This window comes from Flavobacterium sangjuense, from assembly GCF_004797125.1.
GTDB lineage: Bacteria > Bacteroidota > Bacteroidia > Flavobacteriales > Flavobacteriaceae > Flavobacterium > Flavobacterium sangjuense.
This window is the reverse complement of the sequence record NZ_CP038810.1, coordinates 1,462,397-1,478,837: the sequence shown is the minus strand read 5'-3', so window position 1 is coordinate 1,478,837 and position 16,441 is coordinate 1,462,397. Positions and strand designations below refer to the sequence as shown.

Below are 16,441 nucleotides of genomic sequence, written 5' to 3'. Positions count from 1 at the left end.
CCTAAATTTGGGGCAAATATATTTTCATTGAAAAAGTTACTTTTTTACTTCGGATTATTGCTCTTTACATTAACCACTATAAATGCGCAAAAATCATCCAAAATAGTTGTTGAACATGCCGATCATTTTGATGTCGATGAAACGCTGTTTCCAGATGCAGCTTTGCTTCAGGGAAATGTTAGAGTAAACCATGAAGGTGTAATTTTTACCTGTAACAAAGCTTATTTTTTTCAAAAGGAAAACTATATCAAAGCTTTTGGCGAAGTCCAAATGGTGCAAGGTGATACGCTTTTCTTAAACAGCAAATATGCGGAATATAATGGCGAAGTAAAGCAAGCTTATGCTACAGGAAATGTAGTGATGCGCTCTCCCGAATCGACTTTGGTTACCGATACAATCAACTTTGACAGAAATACACAGGAAGCGTATTACAACACTTACGGAACGATTACGAGCAAGGAAAATAAACTGAGAAGCAAATCCGGAAGGTATTTTGCCAACGAAAAGAAGTTTAAATTTCTAACAGCTGTTACCATTACTAATCCAAAATATACCATCAAGTCTAATCATTTGGATTATTATACCAATTCGGGTCACTCCTATTTATTTGGTCCTTCAACCATAACGAGTAAGGAGAATTTCATTTACACCGAAAAAGGTTTTTATGATACCAAAAAAAATCTGGCGCATTTTCTTCGAAAGTCCTATATCAAATACAAGGATCGGAGAATTGAAGGTGATAGTTTGTACTACGACCGAAACCGGGAATATGCATCGGCAACTAATAATGTAAAGGTTACCGATTCAATAAACAAAGGAATTATCAAAGGGCATTATGCCGAGATTTATCGAAATCTGAAAACGGAAAAAGATTCGATGATGATTACCAAAAGAGCCGTTGCCATATCATTGGTAGAAAATGATTCGATGTACATTCACGGAAAGAAAATGTTGATTACCGGAAAAACGGGAGAACGTATTATTCGTGCTTTCAATAACGTTCGTTTTTATAAAACGGATATGAGTGGTAAGTGCGATTCAATACATTCCAATCAAAAAATTGCGCTGACAAAACTCATAGGCAGACCGATCCTTTGGAATTACGATAACCAAATGACAGGTGACATTATGCATCTCATTGGAAATAACAAGACTGAAAAACTCGATTCACTCAAAGTACTGAACAATGCTTTTATCATATCAAAAGACACCATTGGAACCGGATATAATCAAGTGAAAGGACTAAATCTTTACGGCAAATTTAAAGACAATAAACTCAGCGAAGTTGATATTATAAAAAACACCGAAGTCATTTATTATATGCGAAATGACAAACACGAACTCATCGGAATTAACAAAAGTGTTGGTAGCAAAATCAATTTGATTTTAGACAAAAATACTATTGAAACCATAACAGTCTATAACAATCCGGATGGCGATATTTATCCCGAAAAGGACTTGCCCGAAAATGCTAGGAAATTACGCGGCTTCATTTGGCGTGCCGATGAACGAATAAAATCGAAAGACGATATTTTTCCGCCTGAAGAAAATGAACTCGATGCCAAAATTCAAGCAGATAGAAAAGCCGAAATGGCTAAAGACAATCTACCGCTGGAACCAAGCAAAGAAACTTTGGATTACGATAAGAATAACCCAAAGCCAGTGGTAAAATAGAGTAAGTAAATGAGATGAAAATGAAAGAGGACTTTTTAAAATACCAGGCTCAAACTTCGCCTTATCCTTTGGGCATGGAAATTTCACATGCTGTTGGTTCTTATATCTACGACACGAATAACAAAAAATATTTGGATTTTGTGGCCGGAGTTTCAGCGACAAGTTTGGGTCATCAGCACCCAAGAGTTAATCAGGCTATCAAAGACCAGTTGGACAAATATTCGCATGTGATGGTGTATGGTGAATATGCACAACATCCTGCTGTAGCGTATTGTAAATTATTGGTAGAGAATTTACCGCCGAGTTTAAACAAAGTTTATTTGGTGAACTCCGGAACAGAAGCCTGCGAAGGCGCTTTAAAACTCGTTCGCAGAGTTACCGGAAGAAGCCAATTAATATCGTGTCATAATGCGTATCATGGCAATACGATGGGTTCGATGAGCGTAATGGGTTTTGAAGAGCGCAAACAAATCTTTCGCCCATTAATTCCGGATGTTGATTTCATCACATTCAATAACGAAGAAGACATTCAAAAAATAACAACCAAAACTGCCGGAATCATTCTTGAAAGCATTCAAGGCGGTGCTGGTTTTATAGAACCTAAAAATGATTTTTTAGCCAAAATCAAAAAACGTTGTGAAGAAGTTGGCGCCTTACTGATTCTTGACGAAATCCAACCCGGATTCGGACGCACCGGAAAACTATTCGGTTTTGAAAACTACAATGTCGTTCCCGACGTAATTATAATAGGAAAAGGAATGGCTGGCGGAATGCCTGTTGGTGGCTTTGTTGCCAATGAAAAGCACATGGATTTATTAAGCCATGATCCAAAGCTTGGACACATCACCACTTTTGGCGGTCATCCTGTCATAGCGGCAGCCTGTTTGGCCACTTTGGAAGAAATTTTGGAAAAAGACTACACCAAACAATCATTAGCTAAAGAAAAGCTTTTTCGAAGCCTTTTGGTACATCCTTTGATAGAAGAAATTCGAGGAAGAGGATTGATGCTGGCGGCGATGACAAAAGATTCAGAGATTACCAATAAAGTAATTTTTAAATGCCAGGAAAAAGGTTTGATTTTATTTTGGCTGCTTTTTGAAGGTTGCGCTATCCGAATTACTCCTCCATTAACAATATCTGATGATGAAATCAGTGAAGGTTGCGCCATCATTATTGAGGCTATGAATCAGATTTTCAGCGAGTTAAAAAATTGTTAATTAAATTGTTTACAACAATAATCACAACTCACTAAAAAAGCAACGTGTTTCCCTAATTTTATTAAGGATAATTTTAACACCTACTGTTATGCACCTAGATCACGACGAAGAAGATTACAACTTATCCTTATCGAAATTTGAATCGATGTTGAAAACCAACAAAGTTTTATTTTTCGACTCAGAGGAATTCGAGGAAATCATTCTGCATTACCTCGATATGGGAAAAGCTACACTAGCCAAGAAAGCCTTAAAATTAGGACTGGAACAACATCCAAAGTCCACGGGATTAAAACTTGTTCAGGTAGAAATGTTGGTGTACGATGACAAACTCGATCAGGCTGAAAAGTTACTTAACGAACTTTATGCAATTGAGCCAACTAACGAAGAAATTTTTATCCAAAAAGCCAATATCTATTCCAAAAGAGACAACCACGAAAAAGCGGTGGAGTTTTTACAAACAGCTCTAAAGTATACCGAAGATTTTGCCGATGTCTATAACTTAATAGGTATGGAATATCTTTTTATGGATAATCTGGAATTGGCAAAAGAAAACTTTATCAAATGTTTGGAAGAAGATTTTGAAGATCAATCTGCCTTATATAATGTAGTGTATTGTTTTGAATTTTTAGACCAGAACCTTGAAGCCATTGAATACCTTAAAACGTATATTGATAGAAATCCATACAGCGAAATCGCTTGGCATCAGTCAGGAAGATTATATTATGGTGTAAAAGATTATGAAAATGCAGTGCGTTCTTTTGAATTCGCAACTTATATAGACGAAGAATTTGTTGGCGCTTACATGGAAAAAGGAAAAGCTTTAGAGCGATTGAAACGTTATGAAGACGCCATTGAAAGTTATAACAAAACTATCGAGTTAGATGACCCAACATCGTATGCTTTGTTACGTATTGGTAAATGTTATGAAAAACTAGGCAATAAAGTACAGGCACTGAAATTTTTCAATAAAACAGTACACGAAGATCCATTGTTAGACAAAGGTTGGATTGCGATTACTGATTTTTATGTTCGCCAAAAAAATTATCAAAAAGCATTGTATTTTGTCAACAAAGCATTAGCTATTGATGACCAAAATCGTTTGTACTGGAAACGTTACGCTACGATTAACAAAGCGATGGATCATTTTGAAGAAGCCGAATTCGGTTATCGCAAAGCTGTTGAATTTGGTGATTATCAATTAGACACTTGGTTGTTTTGGGTTGACATTATGCAAATAATGGGCGAATACAACAACGCCATTTTAACTTTAATCCAAGCTGCTGAATACTTCCCGGACGATTACGAAATAGAATATCGTATGGCAGGTTTTCATATGCTTTTGAACGAAGAAGAAAAAGGAAATTATCACTTGAGTAATGGTTTGCGTCTTAATTTTAAACACAACACCATTATAAAAGAACTGTTTCCAACCGTTTGGGACAGAACTTCTGTTCAGGAATATATCGCAAAGCACAAAAAATAATAGATGAAAACAATTTTACAATTGTATCTGTTGTTACTAGTATCTTTTTCTTTTGCACAAACTAAAAAAAACACTGCTGAAAAAGAAATTCCTATAAAGGAAAAGATACTAATGTTTAATAAAAATGATAGTATAAAGGAAGCTTTAGAAAATCAAGAAGAACAATTAGCAAAAGAAAACCAAATACATTCCGAATTTACGGTTGACATCAGACCTGAATTTCCAGGTGGTAAAGAAGCTTTACGTAAATATATCCTTGATAATCTGACAATTCCCAAAGATAAAGAGTTCAAAGGAGATCTAATTAGTTATACAATTATAATTGAAAAAGACGGAAGTCTCTCTGAAATATCGGTAAACGAAAGAACTCTAGGTCTTGGGATTAGAAAGCAAGTCGAAGATATTCTAAAAAAATCGCAAAAATGGATTCCTGCTCAAGTTGAAGGTAAAGCAGTGAGATGTAAATTTTTTTATTTTGTCAAAATAGATGGAAACAATTAAGAAATTTGGCTTAATAGGGAAAAACATAAGCTATTCCTTTTCGAAGAAATACTTCACTGATAAATTTGCTTTAGGAAATTTAGCCGATTGCTCTTATGAAAATTTCGACATTCAGGCTATAGAAGAATTCCCGACTATTATTGCCAATAATCCTGACTTAAAAGGATTAAATGTTACTATTCCATATAAAGAAAGTGTCATTCCATTTCTTCATAAGCTTTCCAAAAACGCAGCTCAAATTGGAGCCGTAAATGTTATTCGGATAACCAAGAAAGGCAACTTAAAAGGTTACAATTCCGATTATTATGGTTTTATGAAATCTTTGGAACCATTACTACAACCACATCATAAAAAAGCTTTAATACTTGGAACTGGTGGCGCAGCGAAAGCAGTTTCTTTTGCATTAGACAAACTCGGAATTCTATACACTTTTGTGACTCGAGAAGAAAAAGAAGGCATGATTGATTATAACCGAATCAATGCTACCACTTTTGATAATTACCACATCATCATTAATTGCACGCCTGTTGGCACAAGTCCAAACACCAAAGAATTTCCGCCAATTCCTTATAATTTCTTTACCGAAAAGCATATTGCTTTCGATTTGATATACAATCCGGAAGAAACGCAGTTTTTAAAGAAGGCTAAAAAGAAAGGTGCAATTACCAAAAACGGTTACGAAATGTTAGTCCTTCAGGCGGAAAAAGCCTGGAAGATTTGGAATAAATAAATTATCGTATGAATATCAAACTTTTAGCCATTGGCAAAACCGATAACAAAGCGTTGCAGTCATTAATTGATGATTACACCAAACGATTATCTTTTTATATAAAGTTTGATTTGGAGATTATTCCCGATATTAAAAATGTCAAAAATCTTTCCGAAAGTCAGCAAAAAGAAAAAGAAGGCGAACTGATTTTATCTAAACTCACACCAACGGATCAATTGATTTTATTAGATGAAAACGGAACGACATTTTCCAGTGTTGGCTTTTCAGATTATCTGCAGAAGAAAATGAATTCCGGAGTAAAAACTTTGGTGTTTGTTATTGGTGGACCTTATGGTTTTAGCGATGAAGTCTATCAAAAAGCGCAGGGTAAAATTTCGCTTTCGCTTATGACATTTTCGCATCAAATGGTGCGTTTATTTTTTATAGAACAATTGTATCGCGGGTTTACGATTCTTCGAAACGAACCGTATCATCATCAGTAAAAGTACGATTTACGAAGTTTAGTAGATGTATTCCCGGTTAGCATTTATTGAAACGCTTTTTTGCTTAACCTCAAGCGTTTTAATAAAGAATTTATATTCAATATATTTCCCAAAAGACATGCCTTTATCAAAAGAAAAATAAATTCTGGTATGCGCAGCTAACTTATCGATAAACTCCTGCAATTGATTTTTTGAGAAGACCATTTCATTATAATGCACCAAATCATTTCGGTCTAAATGAAAATAAACTATATTAAAATCGGGCTTTTCCAGCTTGTAATGAATTTTGGTAAAAGGTAAAAAAGCCATCGTTTTCTTCACCGTATCAGTATAAGCAAAATAGTTTTCAGACGTTTCACTTTTGTGCATGCTTGCAGCCTTTTTGGTTTGCAGCTTTTTAATTTCCAAAATCACTTTTCGCAACGGTAAACGTTTATCAATATTGAAAAGCCAATTGGTAGAGCTAATCGAATTATTCCTATTGACATCAACTAAAGTATCTTTTTCTTCTGTTTTGAAAAAGAAATAAATCGGAGAATGATCTTTCACATCGGCCACAACCGTTTCATTAGCTTGCGACAACAACACTTCTTTGTTTTGACAGGAAGAAAGGAAAAACAAAAAACCTAAAACAACTATTCTTTTCATAACTGTGATACTAACTTTATAGTTTCCATAGCTTCTTTTACATCGTGTACTCTGAGAATATTAGCGCCTTTTTGCAACGCAATCGTATTCAAAACTGTTGTTCCGTTTAGTGCAGCATCAGCTGAAGTTTCCAACGTTTTATATATCATTGATTTTCGTGAAACACCAACTAATATTGGCAGTTCGAGCATTTGAAACAACTCTAAATTATTCATAACTTCAAAATTTTGTTGTTTGGTTTTTGCAAATCCAAAACCAGGATCAATCAGCAAATCGCTGATTTCCAAACTCCGTGCCAGCGCAACTTTTTCGGAAAAGTAAAGCAGCATTTCTTTAGTGATATTTTCATAATTCGCCATACTTTGCATCGTTTGCGGATTGCCTTTCATGTGCATCATAACATAAGGAACCTTGAGTTTGGCAACGGTTTCCATCATAGCTGTGTCTAAACTTCCTGCCGAAATATCATTGATAATGCAGGCTCCATTTTCGATTCCGGCTTTCGCTACTTTGGACCTAAAAGTATCAACAGATATCAGCGTTTCCGGAAAGTGTTTTAGTACTAATTTTATAACCGGAATTAACCGTTCAATTTCTTCTTCTTCCGAAACAAATTCTGCACTTGGCTTGCTTGAATAAGCTCCAATATCAATAAAAGCCGCACCTTCAGCAAGCATTTTTTCAACTTGGAAAAGCACACTCTTTTCATCGGAATGTTTACCTCCATCGTAGAACGAATTTGGGGTGACATTTAATATTCCCATCACTTTGGGAGACGTTAAGTCAATTAGTTTTCCGAGGCAATTAATGGTCATTGACAATCTTAATTGAGTTATAAGATTTAGTACTTTGTACTTCAATCTTTATTCTTTACTTTTGGTGAAATTTGATACAAAGATACACTGAAATGAGTAAAACTTCTCAAGAATATGATAAGGTAATCGCAATTTGCCGACAACTTTACGCCAACAAAATGACAGATTATGGAAGTGCTTGGAGAATCTTGAGATTACCATCATTAACTGACCAGATATTCATCAAAGCCCAACGCATTAGAAGTTTGCAACAAAATGAAGTTCGTAAAGTTGACGAAGACGAAACCGCTGAATTCATTGGGATTATCAACTATTCTATCATGGCGTTAATCCAATTGGATTTGGGCGTTGTGGATCAACCCGATTTAGATGCGGCTAAAGCTATTCAGTTATATGATGAAAAAATAGCAGCAACAAAAAAACTAATGGAAGACAAAAACCATGATTATGGTGAAGCCTGGCGCGAAATGCGTGTGAGTTCGTTGACCGATTTGATACTACAAAAGTTACTTCGCGTAAAGCAAATTGAAGACAATAAAGGAAAAACTTTGGTTTCTGAAGGCATCGATGCTAATTATCAGGACATGATAAACTACTCCGTTTTTGCTTTGATTTTAATGAAATTTGGACAATAACTCTTCGACTACGCTCAGGGTGACAAAAAAAAATACTATGACAACATCAGCTAAAAATTACATCGCATGGTCATTAAGAATTATTGTAGCGATTCTTTTTATACTTTCTGCTTTAGCAAAATTATCTAAAGGACATTTATTGGATTCACCTTATTTTGCGATTTCAACTTTTGAAGTTAAGCAATTGTATCCGATGGGATTCTCTGAAGGTTTTGCTCCATTTTTTTCCCGAACACTTATCGGAATTGAATTGGCCTTAGGGCTATTATTGTTACAGAAAAACTATTTGCGCAAGCTTATCATTCCTGTTACCATATTATTATTAGTGGTTTTCATTGGTCATTTGAGTTATGTAACTTTCTTGAGTGGTGGGAATAGCGGAAACTGTGGTTGTTTTGGCGAACTTTTACCAATGACTCCAATAGAAGCTATCATCAAAAACATAGTCGCAGTTGGACTTTTGGGGTATCTTTTTGTTTTGTTACCAAAAGAAGCTAAAGACGGGAACTTTTGGGTTACGACTACAGTGCTGTTTGCTACAATTTTGGCCATTTTTATGTTGGCTCCAATACAACCACCAGCAAGTGAATTTGAAGTTTCGACACCAGAAGAAACAACTATTGATACGATTCAGGAAGCCGCTGTTGACACAATAGCAACTGTAATTTCAAAAGATACCATAAAGAAAGTTGAAACTGTAAAAACCATCGTAAAGCAAGAAATAAATGAGCCTGAAAAACACAAATCAGGTTATGCGTCTTATTTTTCTAAAATTGATACGGGAAGAAAAACACTTTGCTTTTTTGTACCTGGCTGTGATCATTGTCGTGTAGCAGCAAAAGAATTGACAGAATTGAGGCAAAAAGATAAAAATTTTCCCGAAATTTCAATTATCTTTATGAATGAGGAAGCAGATTTGATTCCGGACTTTTTTAAATTCGCCGGAGCCGAATATCCATATAAAATAATTGAAGTTATTCCTTTTTGGAAAGTATTGGGTTCTGGAAAAGATACTCCAGGCGTAAAATATTTATGGAACGGAAATGAATATAAATATTATTGGGGCATCAATGATAATAAATTTGACCCTATTGATTATCAAAAATTGATTAGCAAACCTTTCTCCGAACTAAAAAAATAATTAGTTTAGATATCTTTTTACTATTTTTAAATATTAAAATTCAGAGTAATGATTAAATATATAATGTCCAGAAGATTGCATCAACGTGCGCTCATCGGAATTGGAGCATGTGTTCTTGTTTTTTTGATAGGTTATTACGTTTTAGAGCATATCTCTACAATGGAAGATCCACCATTAGGGAATACTGTATACATACTTCTTGGAAGTACATTTGTGTTTTGTTCAGCTTTAGGTGTTATTTTAATTATAAAGTATCTTTATGATTATAAAAAGAAAAAAGAAAGACGAGAGCGTAAAAGAAAAAATCATAAATTATTTTATCTAAAAGATCAGAAAGATAAGAAATCTGAATAAACCGTTTCGCCCCAAATTCAATAAAAAATTATGAAAAAAATTGTTCTGCTTTTAGTGATACTAGTTGTAGCTTTTGCATTTTCAAATGTTGAGAGTGATACTTTTTCGAAGAAAGCATTATCCAAAAAATTAATAACTCCCGACAACAAAGAAATTTCATTTAAGGAAATTCTAAAAAAACACAATGGAAAAGTTACTGTGATTGAAGTTTGGGCTTCCTGGTGCGGCGATTGCGTAAAAGCAATGCCAAAAGTAAAAGAAATGCAAGCCAACAATCCTAATGTTGATTACATATTCATTTCGATGGATAAAGTTTTTGATAAATGGCAAGCCGGAATTGAAAAACATGAACTAAAAGGCGACCATTATTGGGCAACCGATGGCATGAAAGGTGAATTTGGAACATCCATAGATTTAGATTGGATTCCGAGATATATAATACTGGATAAAAAAGGTAAAATTGTAATTTATCGCGCTATTGAAACCGATTTTGATAAAATTAACGAGCAATTAAAAAAATTAGAATAATGAGACAAAAAATTGTTGCCGGCAATTGGAAAATGCACAAAAATGCGGAAGAAACAGAAGATTTATTAAACGAATTAATAGATAAATTACCTTATGACGTTGAAGCACAAGTTATCGTTGCGCCAACATTTATCAACCTAGCTTCAGCTGTAGATCATTTAGAGTTTACCAATATTGCTGTAGCTGCACAAAATATGAGTCAGTTTGAAAGTGGTGCTTACACAGGTGAAATTTCGGCAGATATGCTCAAAAGTGTCGGAGTAAATATTGTTATCATTGGCCATTCTGAACGACGTGCTTATTTTCATGAAACCGATTTTATTTTGGCAGATAAAGTAACAACTGCTTTATCACACAATATGACAGTAATTTTTTGCTTTGGTGAAGAATTAAAAGACAGACAAAACAACCAACATTTTAATGTAGTTGAAAACCAACTTCGTGATGGATTGTTTCATATTAAAGACAAAGATTGGGAACAAATAGTTTTGGCATATGAACCTGTTTGGGCAATCGGGACCGGAGAAACTGCTTCACCGGATCAAGCGCAGGAAATGCATCGATTTATTAGAGAAACTGTAAGACAACGTTATGGAAGTAATGTTGCCGAAGATGTTTCAATACTTTACGGAGGAAGCGTTAAACCAGACAATGCTAAAGAAATTTTCTCAAAACCGGATGTTGATGGAGGACTAATTGGTGGTGCTGCTCTAAAAGCAACCGACTTTTCCGCAATCGTTAGCTCGATATAAGAAAAGTAATGTTATAATTTGAAACCTTTCATTAATTTGAAAGGTTTTTTTTATATTTATTAAATTACATATGTATTTCATCGATTTTATTTGCTTTTAATCGAATAAACCCATTATTTTACTTCGTCCTAAAGTCAAAACAAATGAAAGCAAAATTCATCCTACTATTTTTGTTCGTATTCTGTTGGAATATGCATGCCCAAGTTGATATTCAGAAGCGGTTTCAATCCGATAGCAGAAAATATTATATTTGGAACAAAGAGTTTGAAAAATACGAGCTGAAAGAAACAGAATATGAAAACACCATTATTGATATTCGTGAAATAGGCTCAAAAACAAATGGCTATATTGTCCTTTGCATGTATGATAATGGCCAAGTGCGAATGCATCATGGTTCAATTATTGAGTTTACACAAACCAGTGAAGAAGAAGGTACGTGGTTGATACGTTCCAAATTCATGAGAGCAAAATTGGTCTACAATCCAAAAGAAAATACCATTACTTATCTTTATGACGCTGAGGGAAAACGCTATAGCAAATTGATGATTTTCAGTGTAACTCCAGATGAAATTCCGAATGCCAGCCTAAAAACTGTTGCAAAAACAGATGATTAATTTTTTGATGAAATGACTTCGAAGTAAGGGTATCGATTGTTACCTTTGCAAAAAAAAGAATGTCAAACATCTATTTAGCATATCATTTTTCGGTTGAGCCAAAAGAACCAGGTTCTGAAATTTTAATCGCAGAACTTGGCGAAAAACCTTTTGAAAGTTTCATGGAAACTGAAAACGGATTTAGCGCTTATATTCAAAAAGACCTTTGGACTAAAAATATATTAGATGATATTTATTTGCTACATTCTCCTGAGTTCACTATTTCCCACACAATCGAAGAAATTGAGCAAGTCAATTGGAATGAAGAGTGGGAAAAAAACTTCGAGCCAATTGATGTAGACGGAAAATGCCATGTCCGCGCTCCATTTCACCCAAAAACCAATGCCGAATTTGATATTGTCATCGAACCTAAAATGAGTTTCGGAACTGGTCATCACGAAACAACTCACATGATGATTCAGCATCTTTTAGAGACAGATATAACCAACATGAAAACCTTAGACATGGGTTGCGGAACTGCTATTTTGGCCATTCTTGCCGAAATGAAAGGCGCCAAACCTATTGACGCCATCGATATTGACAACTGGTGCTATTTGAATTCTATTGAAAATGCAGAACGTAATAATTGCCATGAAATTTCCGTATACGAAGGCGATGCTTCTTTGCTAAAAGACAAAAAGTACGATTTGATTATTGCCAATATCAACCGCAATATTTTGCTAAATGATATGCAGCAATACGTTGATTGCTTAAACAAAAACGGCATCCTTTTATTAAGCGGATTTTACACTGAAGACATTCCTTTTATTGATGCATCATGCACTGAGAAAGGCCTGACGTATGTTAAAAAATTCGAAAGAAATAATTGGACTTCGCTTAAATATGTAAATTAGCAGCTGGAAATTTTACACCTTGTAAAACGAAATGAAAATGAGTACTATTGAAAAAGTTCAGGAAGACGTTTTAGTCGAAGAACAAATTGGAATTAACCACGAAATCGTATTGTATAATGATGATGTCAACACTTTTGATCATGTGATTGACACACTGATTCGTGTTTGTAATCATACTTCGGAACAAGCGGAACAATGCGCTATTTTAGTTCACTATAAAGGAAAATGTACTGTAAAAACCGGTTCGTTCGATGAACTAAAACCACAATGCACACAATTGTTGGAAGCTGGTTTAAGTGCTGAGATAGTTTAAAAGTTTATGAGGTTTATGTTTGTTTTCCTGAATACTAACTCTTAAACTTCCAATCAAACTCGTCTTTATCGTTGATGATGGCACCAATTTCAACCCGGATAATATCATCATATTCTGATTGCAGTATCAACCAATTACTTTCATTGAAGTGATTTTCGGTCGTGTCAAAATCTTCTTTTGTCCAGGATTTGAATGGCAATTCGTTTTTAACAACTTCTATGTTTCTTCCTATGACTTTTCTATCTAGAATCGTCGCCTCATCGTGGGAGCAAATGATGTAACCCAAACGAAAGTCTTCATCTTCATAAAAGGTCAGACTTAGTTTTTGCTTGTTGTACAAACAGATAACATTTCCGTCTTCGTCTTTATATTGTTTGTCTGCTTTGCCATATAAAGCTTCCACATCTTTTTGTTTCATACCAAAAAGCAATTTGTCGACACCGTTTTTCAAGTTTACAATCATGGTTCGGTTTTAATAATAAAATTCGCAAATACTACGAAAATTAGAAAAAATGCATAAATTAGTACTTACATTCATTTTGCAAAGTTAAATTATATTAAATAATTTATTTTATGAAATCTATTCAAATACAAACATTAACCATCGTATTGAGTGTGATTGTGTTTATTATTTCACTGACTCAATTTGTAGTTACCATTGATTACGATATCATTGAATCGGTAAGTTCATGGCAATATATAACCATTGGTAGTGTCGCCATATTTGGAGGTGGTGTGTTAGAATGGTTAATTTGGTTAGCCAATCCTTTGTATGTGATTTCAATAATTTTATTTATTAAACACTATAAACTATCTATGATTACGGCTTTTTTAGCTTCTTTTTTAGCCGTTATTTTTTCAACTTGGGAAGAAATACGAGTGGACGAAAAAGGAATTTCTGCCAAAATAATTCACTTTGAATCAGGTTATTATCTCTGGCTTTCAAGCATACTGATATTAACCACAGGAATATTTATTTTCTTTAGACATAGAAGCAAAAGAAAAATACATCATTATGAAGGTCACCATCATAAAATAATTAATCAAACTCACTAAAACAAGTGAGTTTTTTTTATTGAAAATATTGACTTACGTAACAAATTTGGGAAGAGATTCGTTATTTTTACGTTATGCAAAATCTAAACAACTTACAGCAGTTTTCAGATAATTTACCCATTACGGAACGCATGCCGCTATTATTTCTTGGGCATGGAAACCCGATGAATGCCATTGAAGAAAATGAATTTGTTGCCGGTTTTAGAAACGTTGCCAAAACACTGCCAAAGCCAACAGCTATAATTTGTATTTCGGCGCATTGGTTTACTAATGGAACCAAAGTTACGGCTATGGAAATGCCACAAACGATTCACGACTTTGGTGGATTTCCAAAAGCGCTTTATGAGGTACAATATCCTGCAAAAGGAAACCCTGAATTAGCTGAAGCAACCAAATTATTATTAGAGCCAACGCTGGTTGAACTCGATGAAAAATGGGGTTTGGATCACGGTGCCTGGTCGGTTTTAAAACATTTATATCCAAAGGCTGACATTCCCGTAATTCAGTTGAGCATTGATTATACAAAACCAGCACAATATCATTTTGACTTAGCACAAAAACTGAGTAAACTTCGTGACAAAGGAATACTAATTATTGGCAGCGGAAATATTGTACACAATTTGGGTCTGGTAGATTTTCATAATTTCCATAAAGATGATTACGGATTTGATTGGGCAATTGAAGCCCGAAGTACCTTTAACCATTACCTTTTAGATGGTGATTTTCAATCGTTGATTGATTACCAAAAAGAATCCTCCGCCATACAATTAGCTATACCAACACCCGATCATTATTTGCCGCTAATTTATACTTTGGGATTAAAACAAAAAAACGAAGAACTATCGCTATTTAATGATAAATTATTGGCTGGTAGTTTGAGCATGACTTCGGTGAAGATTGGTTAAAAAGCTAAACTAAATTGGGTTTAAACATTTTAATTAGCTGTTCATCAGTATTTTTATATATTTTAGTAGCGGCTACAAATTGTGCTTCAGCTTGAAAGTAAAATTTAAAATAATATAAATGAAACAAATTTTTACAATATTTATTAGCGTTGGATTTATCCCAATTATTTACGGACAATCATTGAGTTCTACAAATTCAGGAGCAGTATCTAACAATAATCTTATTTATACAGTTGGAGAAGTATTTGTAAATCCAACAAATCAAAACGATGCAAGCTCTGGACTAATTGGTTCAATTTCAAGAATTGAATTTACTTCATTAAGTATTAATGAAATTGAGTTTAATCAAAATTTAAAGTTTTACCCTAATCCAACATCAAATTCTGTATTCCTTGATATTGAAAATGAGATTATTAAAAATATCTATATTTTCGATTTAAATGGAAAATTAGTCAATAACCAAAAAAACAGTAATAATCAAATTGACTTATCTAATTTACAAACAGGGACATATATCATTAAAACAGACAATCAAAACTTCAAATCTTTTAAAATCATTAAACGCTAAATCTATGAAAAAATCAGTCCTTTTATTATTTACATTCCTACTTACAATAAGTGGTTATTCTCAAGCGCCTCAGGGAATCAGTTATCAGGCAGTTGCATTTGATTTAGGTGGAAACACAATTGCCAATGGAAATGTTGGTGTTAAGATCAGCATTATAGATAATTCAATTTCAGGAACAGTTGTTTATTCAGAAACACATGCCAAAACAACTAATGCACAAGGTTTGTTTAACTTAAATATAGGACAGGGCTCAGCTATTGCAGGTGCATTTTCCTCTATAAATTGGGGAACAAATTCTAAATTTTTAAAAGTAGAAATTGATCCTGCCGGTGGAACAAATTATACAAATATTGGAACTAATCAGTTAATGAGTGTGCCTTATGCTTTGTTTGCAGAAAATGTTTCTACCCAACAAACTATTAATAACGTTGTTGTATCTGAAAATAAAAATAATAATATTGAAGGCGGGATAACTGTCCTGTATTCAAATTTAGAGGCTAAAGGTTATTATGTAAGTCCAACAGGCGGATCAGGCAGTTGGAGCGGAACAGCAACTTTTTCTTCTCCTATTATTGGTAAAACAGCATCTAACTTCACAATCGTATTATATTCTGACACAGAGGCAAAAGGATATTATGTAAGTCCAACTGGAGGCTCGGGTAGTTGGAATGGAACAGTGAATTTTTCTTCTCCCATCAAAGGTGCTATTTCTTCAAATTATACCAATGTAATTTACTCTGAGACTGAGGCAAAAGGATATTATGTAAGTCCAGCTGGAGGCTCTGGTACTTGGAATGGTTCAGTAACATTTTCCTCTCCCATCAAAGGTGCTATTTCTTCAAATTACATAACAGTTATATATTCAGATACTGAAGCAAAGGGGTATTATGTAAGTCCAAATGGAGGCTCTGGTAGTTGGAATGGAACAGTGAATTTTTCTTCTCCTATTAAAGGGGCTTATACATCAGGAGATATAATAATCGTTTACTCTGATACGGAAGCTAAAGGTTATTATGTAAGTCCAACTGGAGGCTCTGGTACTTGGAATGGAACAGCAAATTTTTCTTCACCAATAATTGGAGGGATATCATCCGGTCAAAAATAGAAAGCCAAACGCAACAACTGAGGTACA

General features: G+C 34.2%; 21 protein-coding genes. 18 read left to right on the top strand and 3 right to left on the bottom strand.

Annotated features, from left to right (window positions below):
* The first annotated feature begins 27 nt into the window (after positions 1–27).
* The 6 genes from GS03_RS06485 (at position 28) to rlmH (ending at position 6,087) form a co-directional block, all read left to right on the top strand.
* On the top strand, positions 28–1,674 hold the full coding sequence (locus GS03_RS06485; RefSeq protein ID WP_136151740.1) for an OstA-like protein: 1,647 nt from the start codon (positions 28–30) through the stop codon (positions 1,672–1,674).
* Between the two features lie 20 nt (positions 1,675–1,694).
* Positions 1,695–2,891, top strand: a complete 1,197-nt coding sequence (locus GS03_RS06480; RefSeq protein ID WP_136151739.1) for an aspartate aminotransferase family protein — start codon at positions 1,695–1,697, stop codon at positions 2,889–2,891.
* An 88-nt stretch (positions 2,892–2,979) separates the two neighbouring features.
* Positions 2,980–4,374 (top strand): tetratricopeptide repeat protein, encoded by a 1,395-nt coding sequence (locus GS03_RS06475; RefSeq protein WP_136151738.1) that lies wholly within the window; start codon positions 2,980–2,982, stop codon positions 4,372–4,374.
* Between the two features lie 3 nt (positions 4,375–4,377).
* Complete coding sequence (locus tag GS03_RS06470; RefSeq protein ID WP_136151737.1) at positions 4,378–4,875, top strand: hypothetical protein; 498 nt, start codon at positions 4,378–4,380, stop codon at positions 4,873–4,875.
* Positions 4,862–5,605 carry a shikimate dehydrogenase family protein gene (locus tag GS03_RS06465; protein WP_136151736.1) on the top strand — a complete coding sequence of 248 codons (744 nt, stop codon included), beginning with the start codon at positions 4,862–4,864 and terminating at the stop codon, positions 5,603–5,605. The genes GS03_RS06470 and GS03_RS06465 overlap by 14 nt, the downstream gene beginning before the upstream one ends.
* A gap of 8 nt (positions 5,606–5,613) precedes the next feature.
* Positions 5,614–6,087, top strand: coding sequence for a 23S rRNA (pseudouridine(1915)-N(3))-methyltransferase RlmH (rlmH, locus tag GS03_RS06460; protein WP_136151735.1), 474 nt, complete (start codon positions 5,614–5,616; stop codon positions 6,085–6,087).
* A gap of 18 nt (positions 6,088–6,105) precedes the next feature.
* On the opposite strand, the gene GS03_RS06455 is transcribed toward rlmH, so the two are convergent.
* A complete protein-coding gene (locus GS03_RS06455) occupies positions 6,106–6,735 on the bottom strand; it encodes a hypothetical protein (protein ID WP_136151734.1) in 630 nt (209 codons plus the stop codon).
* The gene (gene folP / locus GS03_RS06450) at positions 6,732–7,550 is read right to left on the bottom strand and encodes a dihydropteroate synthase (protein ID WP_136151733.1); all 819 of its coding nucleotides are present in this window, start codon (positions 7,548–7,550) and stop codon (positions 6,732–6,734) included. Before folP ends, GS03_RS06455 begins: the two co-directional genes overlap by 4 nt.
* 92 nt (positions 7,551–7,642) lie before the next feature.
* On the opposite strand from folP, the gene GS03_RS06445 reads away from it, so the two are divergent.
* From GS03_RS06445 to GS03_RS06410, 8 genes are all read left to right on the top strand, one after another.
* Positions 7,643–8,185 (top strand): DUF1599 domain-containing protein, encoded by a 543-nt coding sequence (locus GS03_RS06445; RefSeq protein WP_136151732.1) that lies wholly within the window; start codon positions 7,643–7,645, stop codon positions 8,183–8,185.
* Between the two features lie 37 nt (positions 8,186–8,222).
* The gene (locus GS03_RS06440; protein WP_136151731.1) at positions 8,223–9,326 is read left to right on the top strand and encodes a MauE/DoxX family redox-associated membrane protein; all 1,104 of its coding nucleotides are present in this window, start codon (positions 8,223–8,225) and stop codon (positions 9,324–9,326) included.
* Between the two features lie 48 nt (positions 9,327–9,374).
* Positions 9,375–9,680, top strand: a complete 306-nt coding sequence (locus GS03_RS06435; RefSeq protein WP_136151730.1) for a hypothetical protein — start codon at positions 9,375–9,377, stop codon at positions 9,678–9,680.
* Positions 9,681–9,710: 30 nt separating this feature from the next.
* Positions 9,711–10,208: a TlpA family protein disulfide reductase gene (locus GS03_RS06430; protein WP_136151729.1), complete on the top strand. Its 498-nt coding sequence runs from the start codon at positions 9,711–9,713 to the stop codon at positions 10,206–10,208.
* Entirely contained in the window at positions 10,208–10,960 is a 753-nt protein-coding gene (tpiA, locus tag GS03_RS06425; protein WP_136151728.1) for a triose-phosphate isomerase, read from the top strand. Before GS03_RS06430 ends, tpiA begins: the two co-directional genes overlap by 1 nt.
* Positions 10,961–11,103: 143 nt before the next feature.
* Entirely contained in the window at positions 11,104–11,574 is a 471-nt protein-coding gene (locus tag GS03_RS06420) for a hypothetical protein (RefSeq protein WP_136151727.1), read from the top strand.
* Positions 11,575–11,633: 59 nt separating this feature from the next.
* On the top strand, positions 11,634–12,467 hold the full coding sequence (gene prmA, locus GS03_RS06415; RefSeq protein WP_136151726.1) for a 50S ribosomal protein L11 methyltransferase: 834 nt from the start codon (positions 11,634–11,636) through the stop codon (positions 12,465–12,467).
* 37 nt (positions 12,468–12,504) lie between these two features.
* Positions 12,505–12,780: an ATP-dependent Clp protease adaptor ClpS gene (locus GS03_RS06410; protein ID WP_136151725.1), complete on the top strand. Its 276-nt coding sequence runs from the start codon at positions 12,505–12,507 to the stop codon at positions 12,778–12,780.
* Between the two features lie 34 nt (positions 12,781–12,814).
* Here the strand turns inward: GS03_RS06410 and GS03_RS06405 are convergent, their stop codons facing one another.
* Positions 12,815–13,243: a hypothetical protein gene (locus tag GS03_RS06405; RefSeq protein ID WP_136151724.1), complete on the bottom strand. Its 429-nt coding sequence runs from the start codon at positions 13,241–13,243 to the stop codon at positions 12,815–12,817.
* A gap of 110 nt (positions 13,244–13,353) precedes the next feature.
* On the opposite strand from GS03_RS06405, the gene GS03_RS06400 reads away from it, so the two are divergent.
* The 4 genes from GS03_RS06400 to GS03_RS06385 all read left to right on the top strand — a co-directional run bounded on the left by GS03_RS06400 (position 13,354) and on the right by GS03_RS06385 (position 16,414).
* Positions 13,354–13,836, top strand: a complete 483-nt coding sequence (locus GS03_RS06400; protein ID WP_136151723.1) for a hypothetical protein — start codon at positions 13,354–13,356, stop codon at positions 13,834–13,836.
* Between the two features lie 74 nt (positions 13,837–13,910).
* Positions 13,911–14,741, top strand: coding sequence for a 4,5-DOPA-extradiol-dioxygenase (gene ygiD, locus GS03_RS06395; protein ID WP_210726623.1), 831 nt, complete (start codon positions 13,911–13,913; stop codon positions 14,739–14,741).
* Between the two features lie 118 nt (positions 14,742–14,859).
* A complete protein-coding gene (locus GS03_RS06390) occupies positions 14,860–15,309 on the top strand; it encodes a T9SS type A sorting domain-containing protein (protein WP_136151722.1) in 450 nt (149 codons plus the stop codon).
* A 4-nt stretch (positions 15,310–15,313) separates the two neighbouring features.
* On the top strand, positions 15,314–16,414 hold the full coding sequence (locus GS03_RS06385) for a hypothetical protein (protein ID WP_136151721.1): 1,101 nt from the start codon (positions 15,314–15,316) through the stop codon (positions 16,412–16,414).
* Positions 16,415–16,441: the final 27 nt, after the last annotated feature.

Bases quoted from the DNA above. Each gene is read 5' to 3' on its own strand.
- GS03_RS06480 (WP_136151739.1), top strand. From the start codon at position 1,695: ATGAAAGAGGACTTTTTAAAATACCAGGCTCAAACTTCGCCTTATCCT.
- GS03_RS06475 (WP_136151738.1), top strand. From the start codon at position 2,980: ATGCACCTAGATCACGACGAAGAAGATTACAACTTATCCTTATCGAAA.
- GS03_RS06470 (WP_136151737.1), top strand. From the start codon at position 4,378: ATGAAAACAATTTTACAATTGTATCTGTTGTTACTAGTATCTTTTTCT.
- GS03_RS06465 (WP_136151736.1), top strand. From the start codon at position 4,862: ATGGAAACAATTAAGAAATTTGGCTTAATAGGGAAAAACATAAGCTAT.
- rlmH (WP_136151735.1), top strand. From the start codon at position 5,614: ATGAATATCAAACTTTTAGCCATTGGCAAAACCGATAACAAAGCGTTG.
- GS03_RS06455 (WP_136151734.1), bottom strand. From the start codon at position 6,735: ATGAAAAGAATAGTTGTTTTAGGTTTTTTGTTTTTCCTTTCTTCCTGT.
- folP (WP_136151733.1), bottom strand. From the start codon at position 7,550: ATGACCATTAATTGCCTCGGAAAACTAATTGACTTAACGTCTCCCAAA.
- GS03_RS06445 (WP_136151732.1), top strand. From the start codon at position 7,643: ATGAGTAAAACTTCTCAAGAATATGATAAGGTAATCGCAATTTGCCGA.
- GS03_RS06440 (WP_136151731.1), top strand. From the start codon at position 8,223: ATGACAACATCAGCTAAAAATTACATCGCATGGTCATTAAGAATTATT.
- GS03_RS06435 (WP_136151730.1), top strand. From the start codon at position 9,375: ATGATTAAATATATAATGTCCAGAAGATTGCATCAACGTGCGCTCATC.
- GS03_RS06430 (WP_136151729.1), top strand. From the start codon at position 9,711: ATGAAAAAAATTGTTCTGCTTTTAGTGATACTAGTTGTAGCTTTTGCA.
- tpiA (WP_136151728.1), top strand. From the start codon at position 10,208: ATGAGACAAAAAATTGTTGCCGGCAATTGGAAAATGCACAAAAATGCG.
- GS03_RS06420 (WP_136151727.1), top strand. From the start codon at position 11,104: ATGAAAGCAAAATTCATCCTACTATTTTTGTTCGTATTCTGTTGGAAT.
- prmA (WP_136151726.1), top strand. From the start codon at position 11,634: ATGTCAAACATCTATTTAGCATATCATTTTTCGGTTGAGCCAAAAGAA.
- GS03_RS06410 (WP_136151725.1), top strand. From the start codon at position 12,505: ATGAGTACTATTGAAAAAGTTCAGGAAGACGTTTTAGTCGAAGAACAA.
- GS03_RS06405 (WP_136151724.1), bottom strand. From the start codon at position 13,243: ATGATTGTAAACTTGAAAAACGGTGTCGACAAATTGCTTTTTGGTATG.
- GS03_RS06400 (WP_136151723.1), top strand. From the start codon at position 13,354: ATGAAATCTATTCAAATACAAACATTAACCATCGTATTGAGTGTGATT.
- ygiD (WP_210726623.1), top strand. From the start codon at position 13,911: ATGCAAAATCTAAACAACTTACAGCAGTTTTCAGATAATTTACCCATT.
- GS03_RS06390 (WP_136151722.1), top strand. From the start codon at position 14,860: ATGAAACAAATTTTTACAATATTTATTAGCGTTGGATTTATCCCAATT.
- GS03_RS06385 (WP_136151721.1), top strand. From the start codon at position 15,314: ATGAAAAAATCAGTCCTTTTATTATTTACATTCCTACTTACAATAAGT.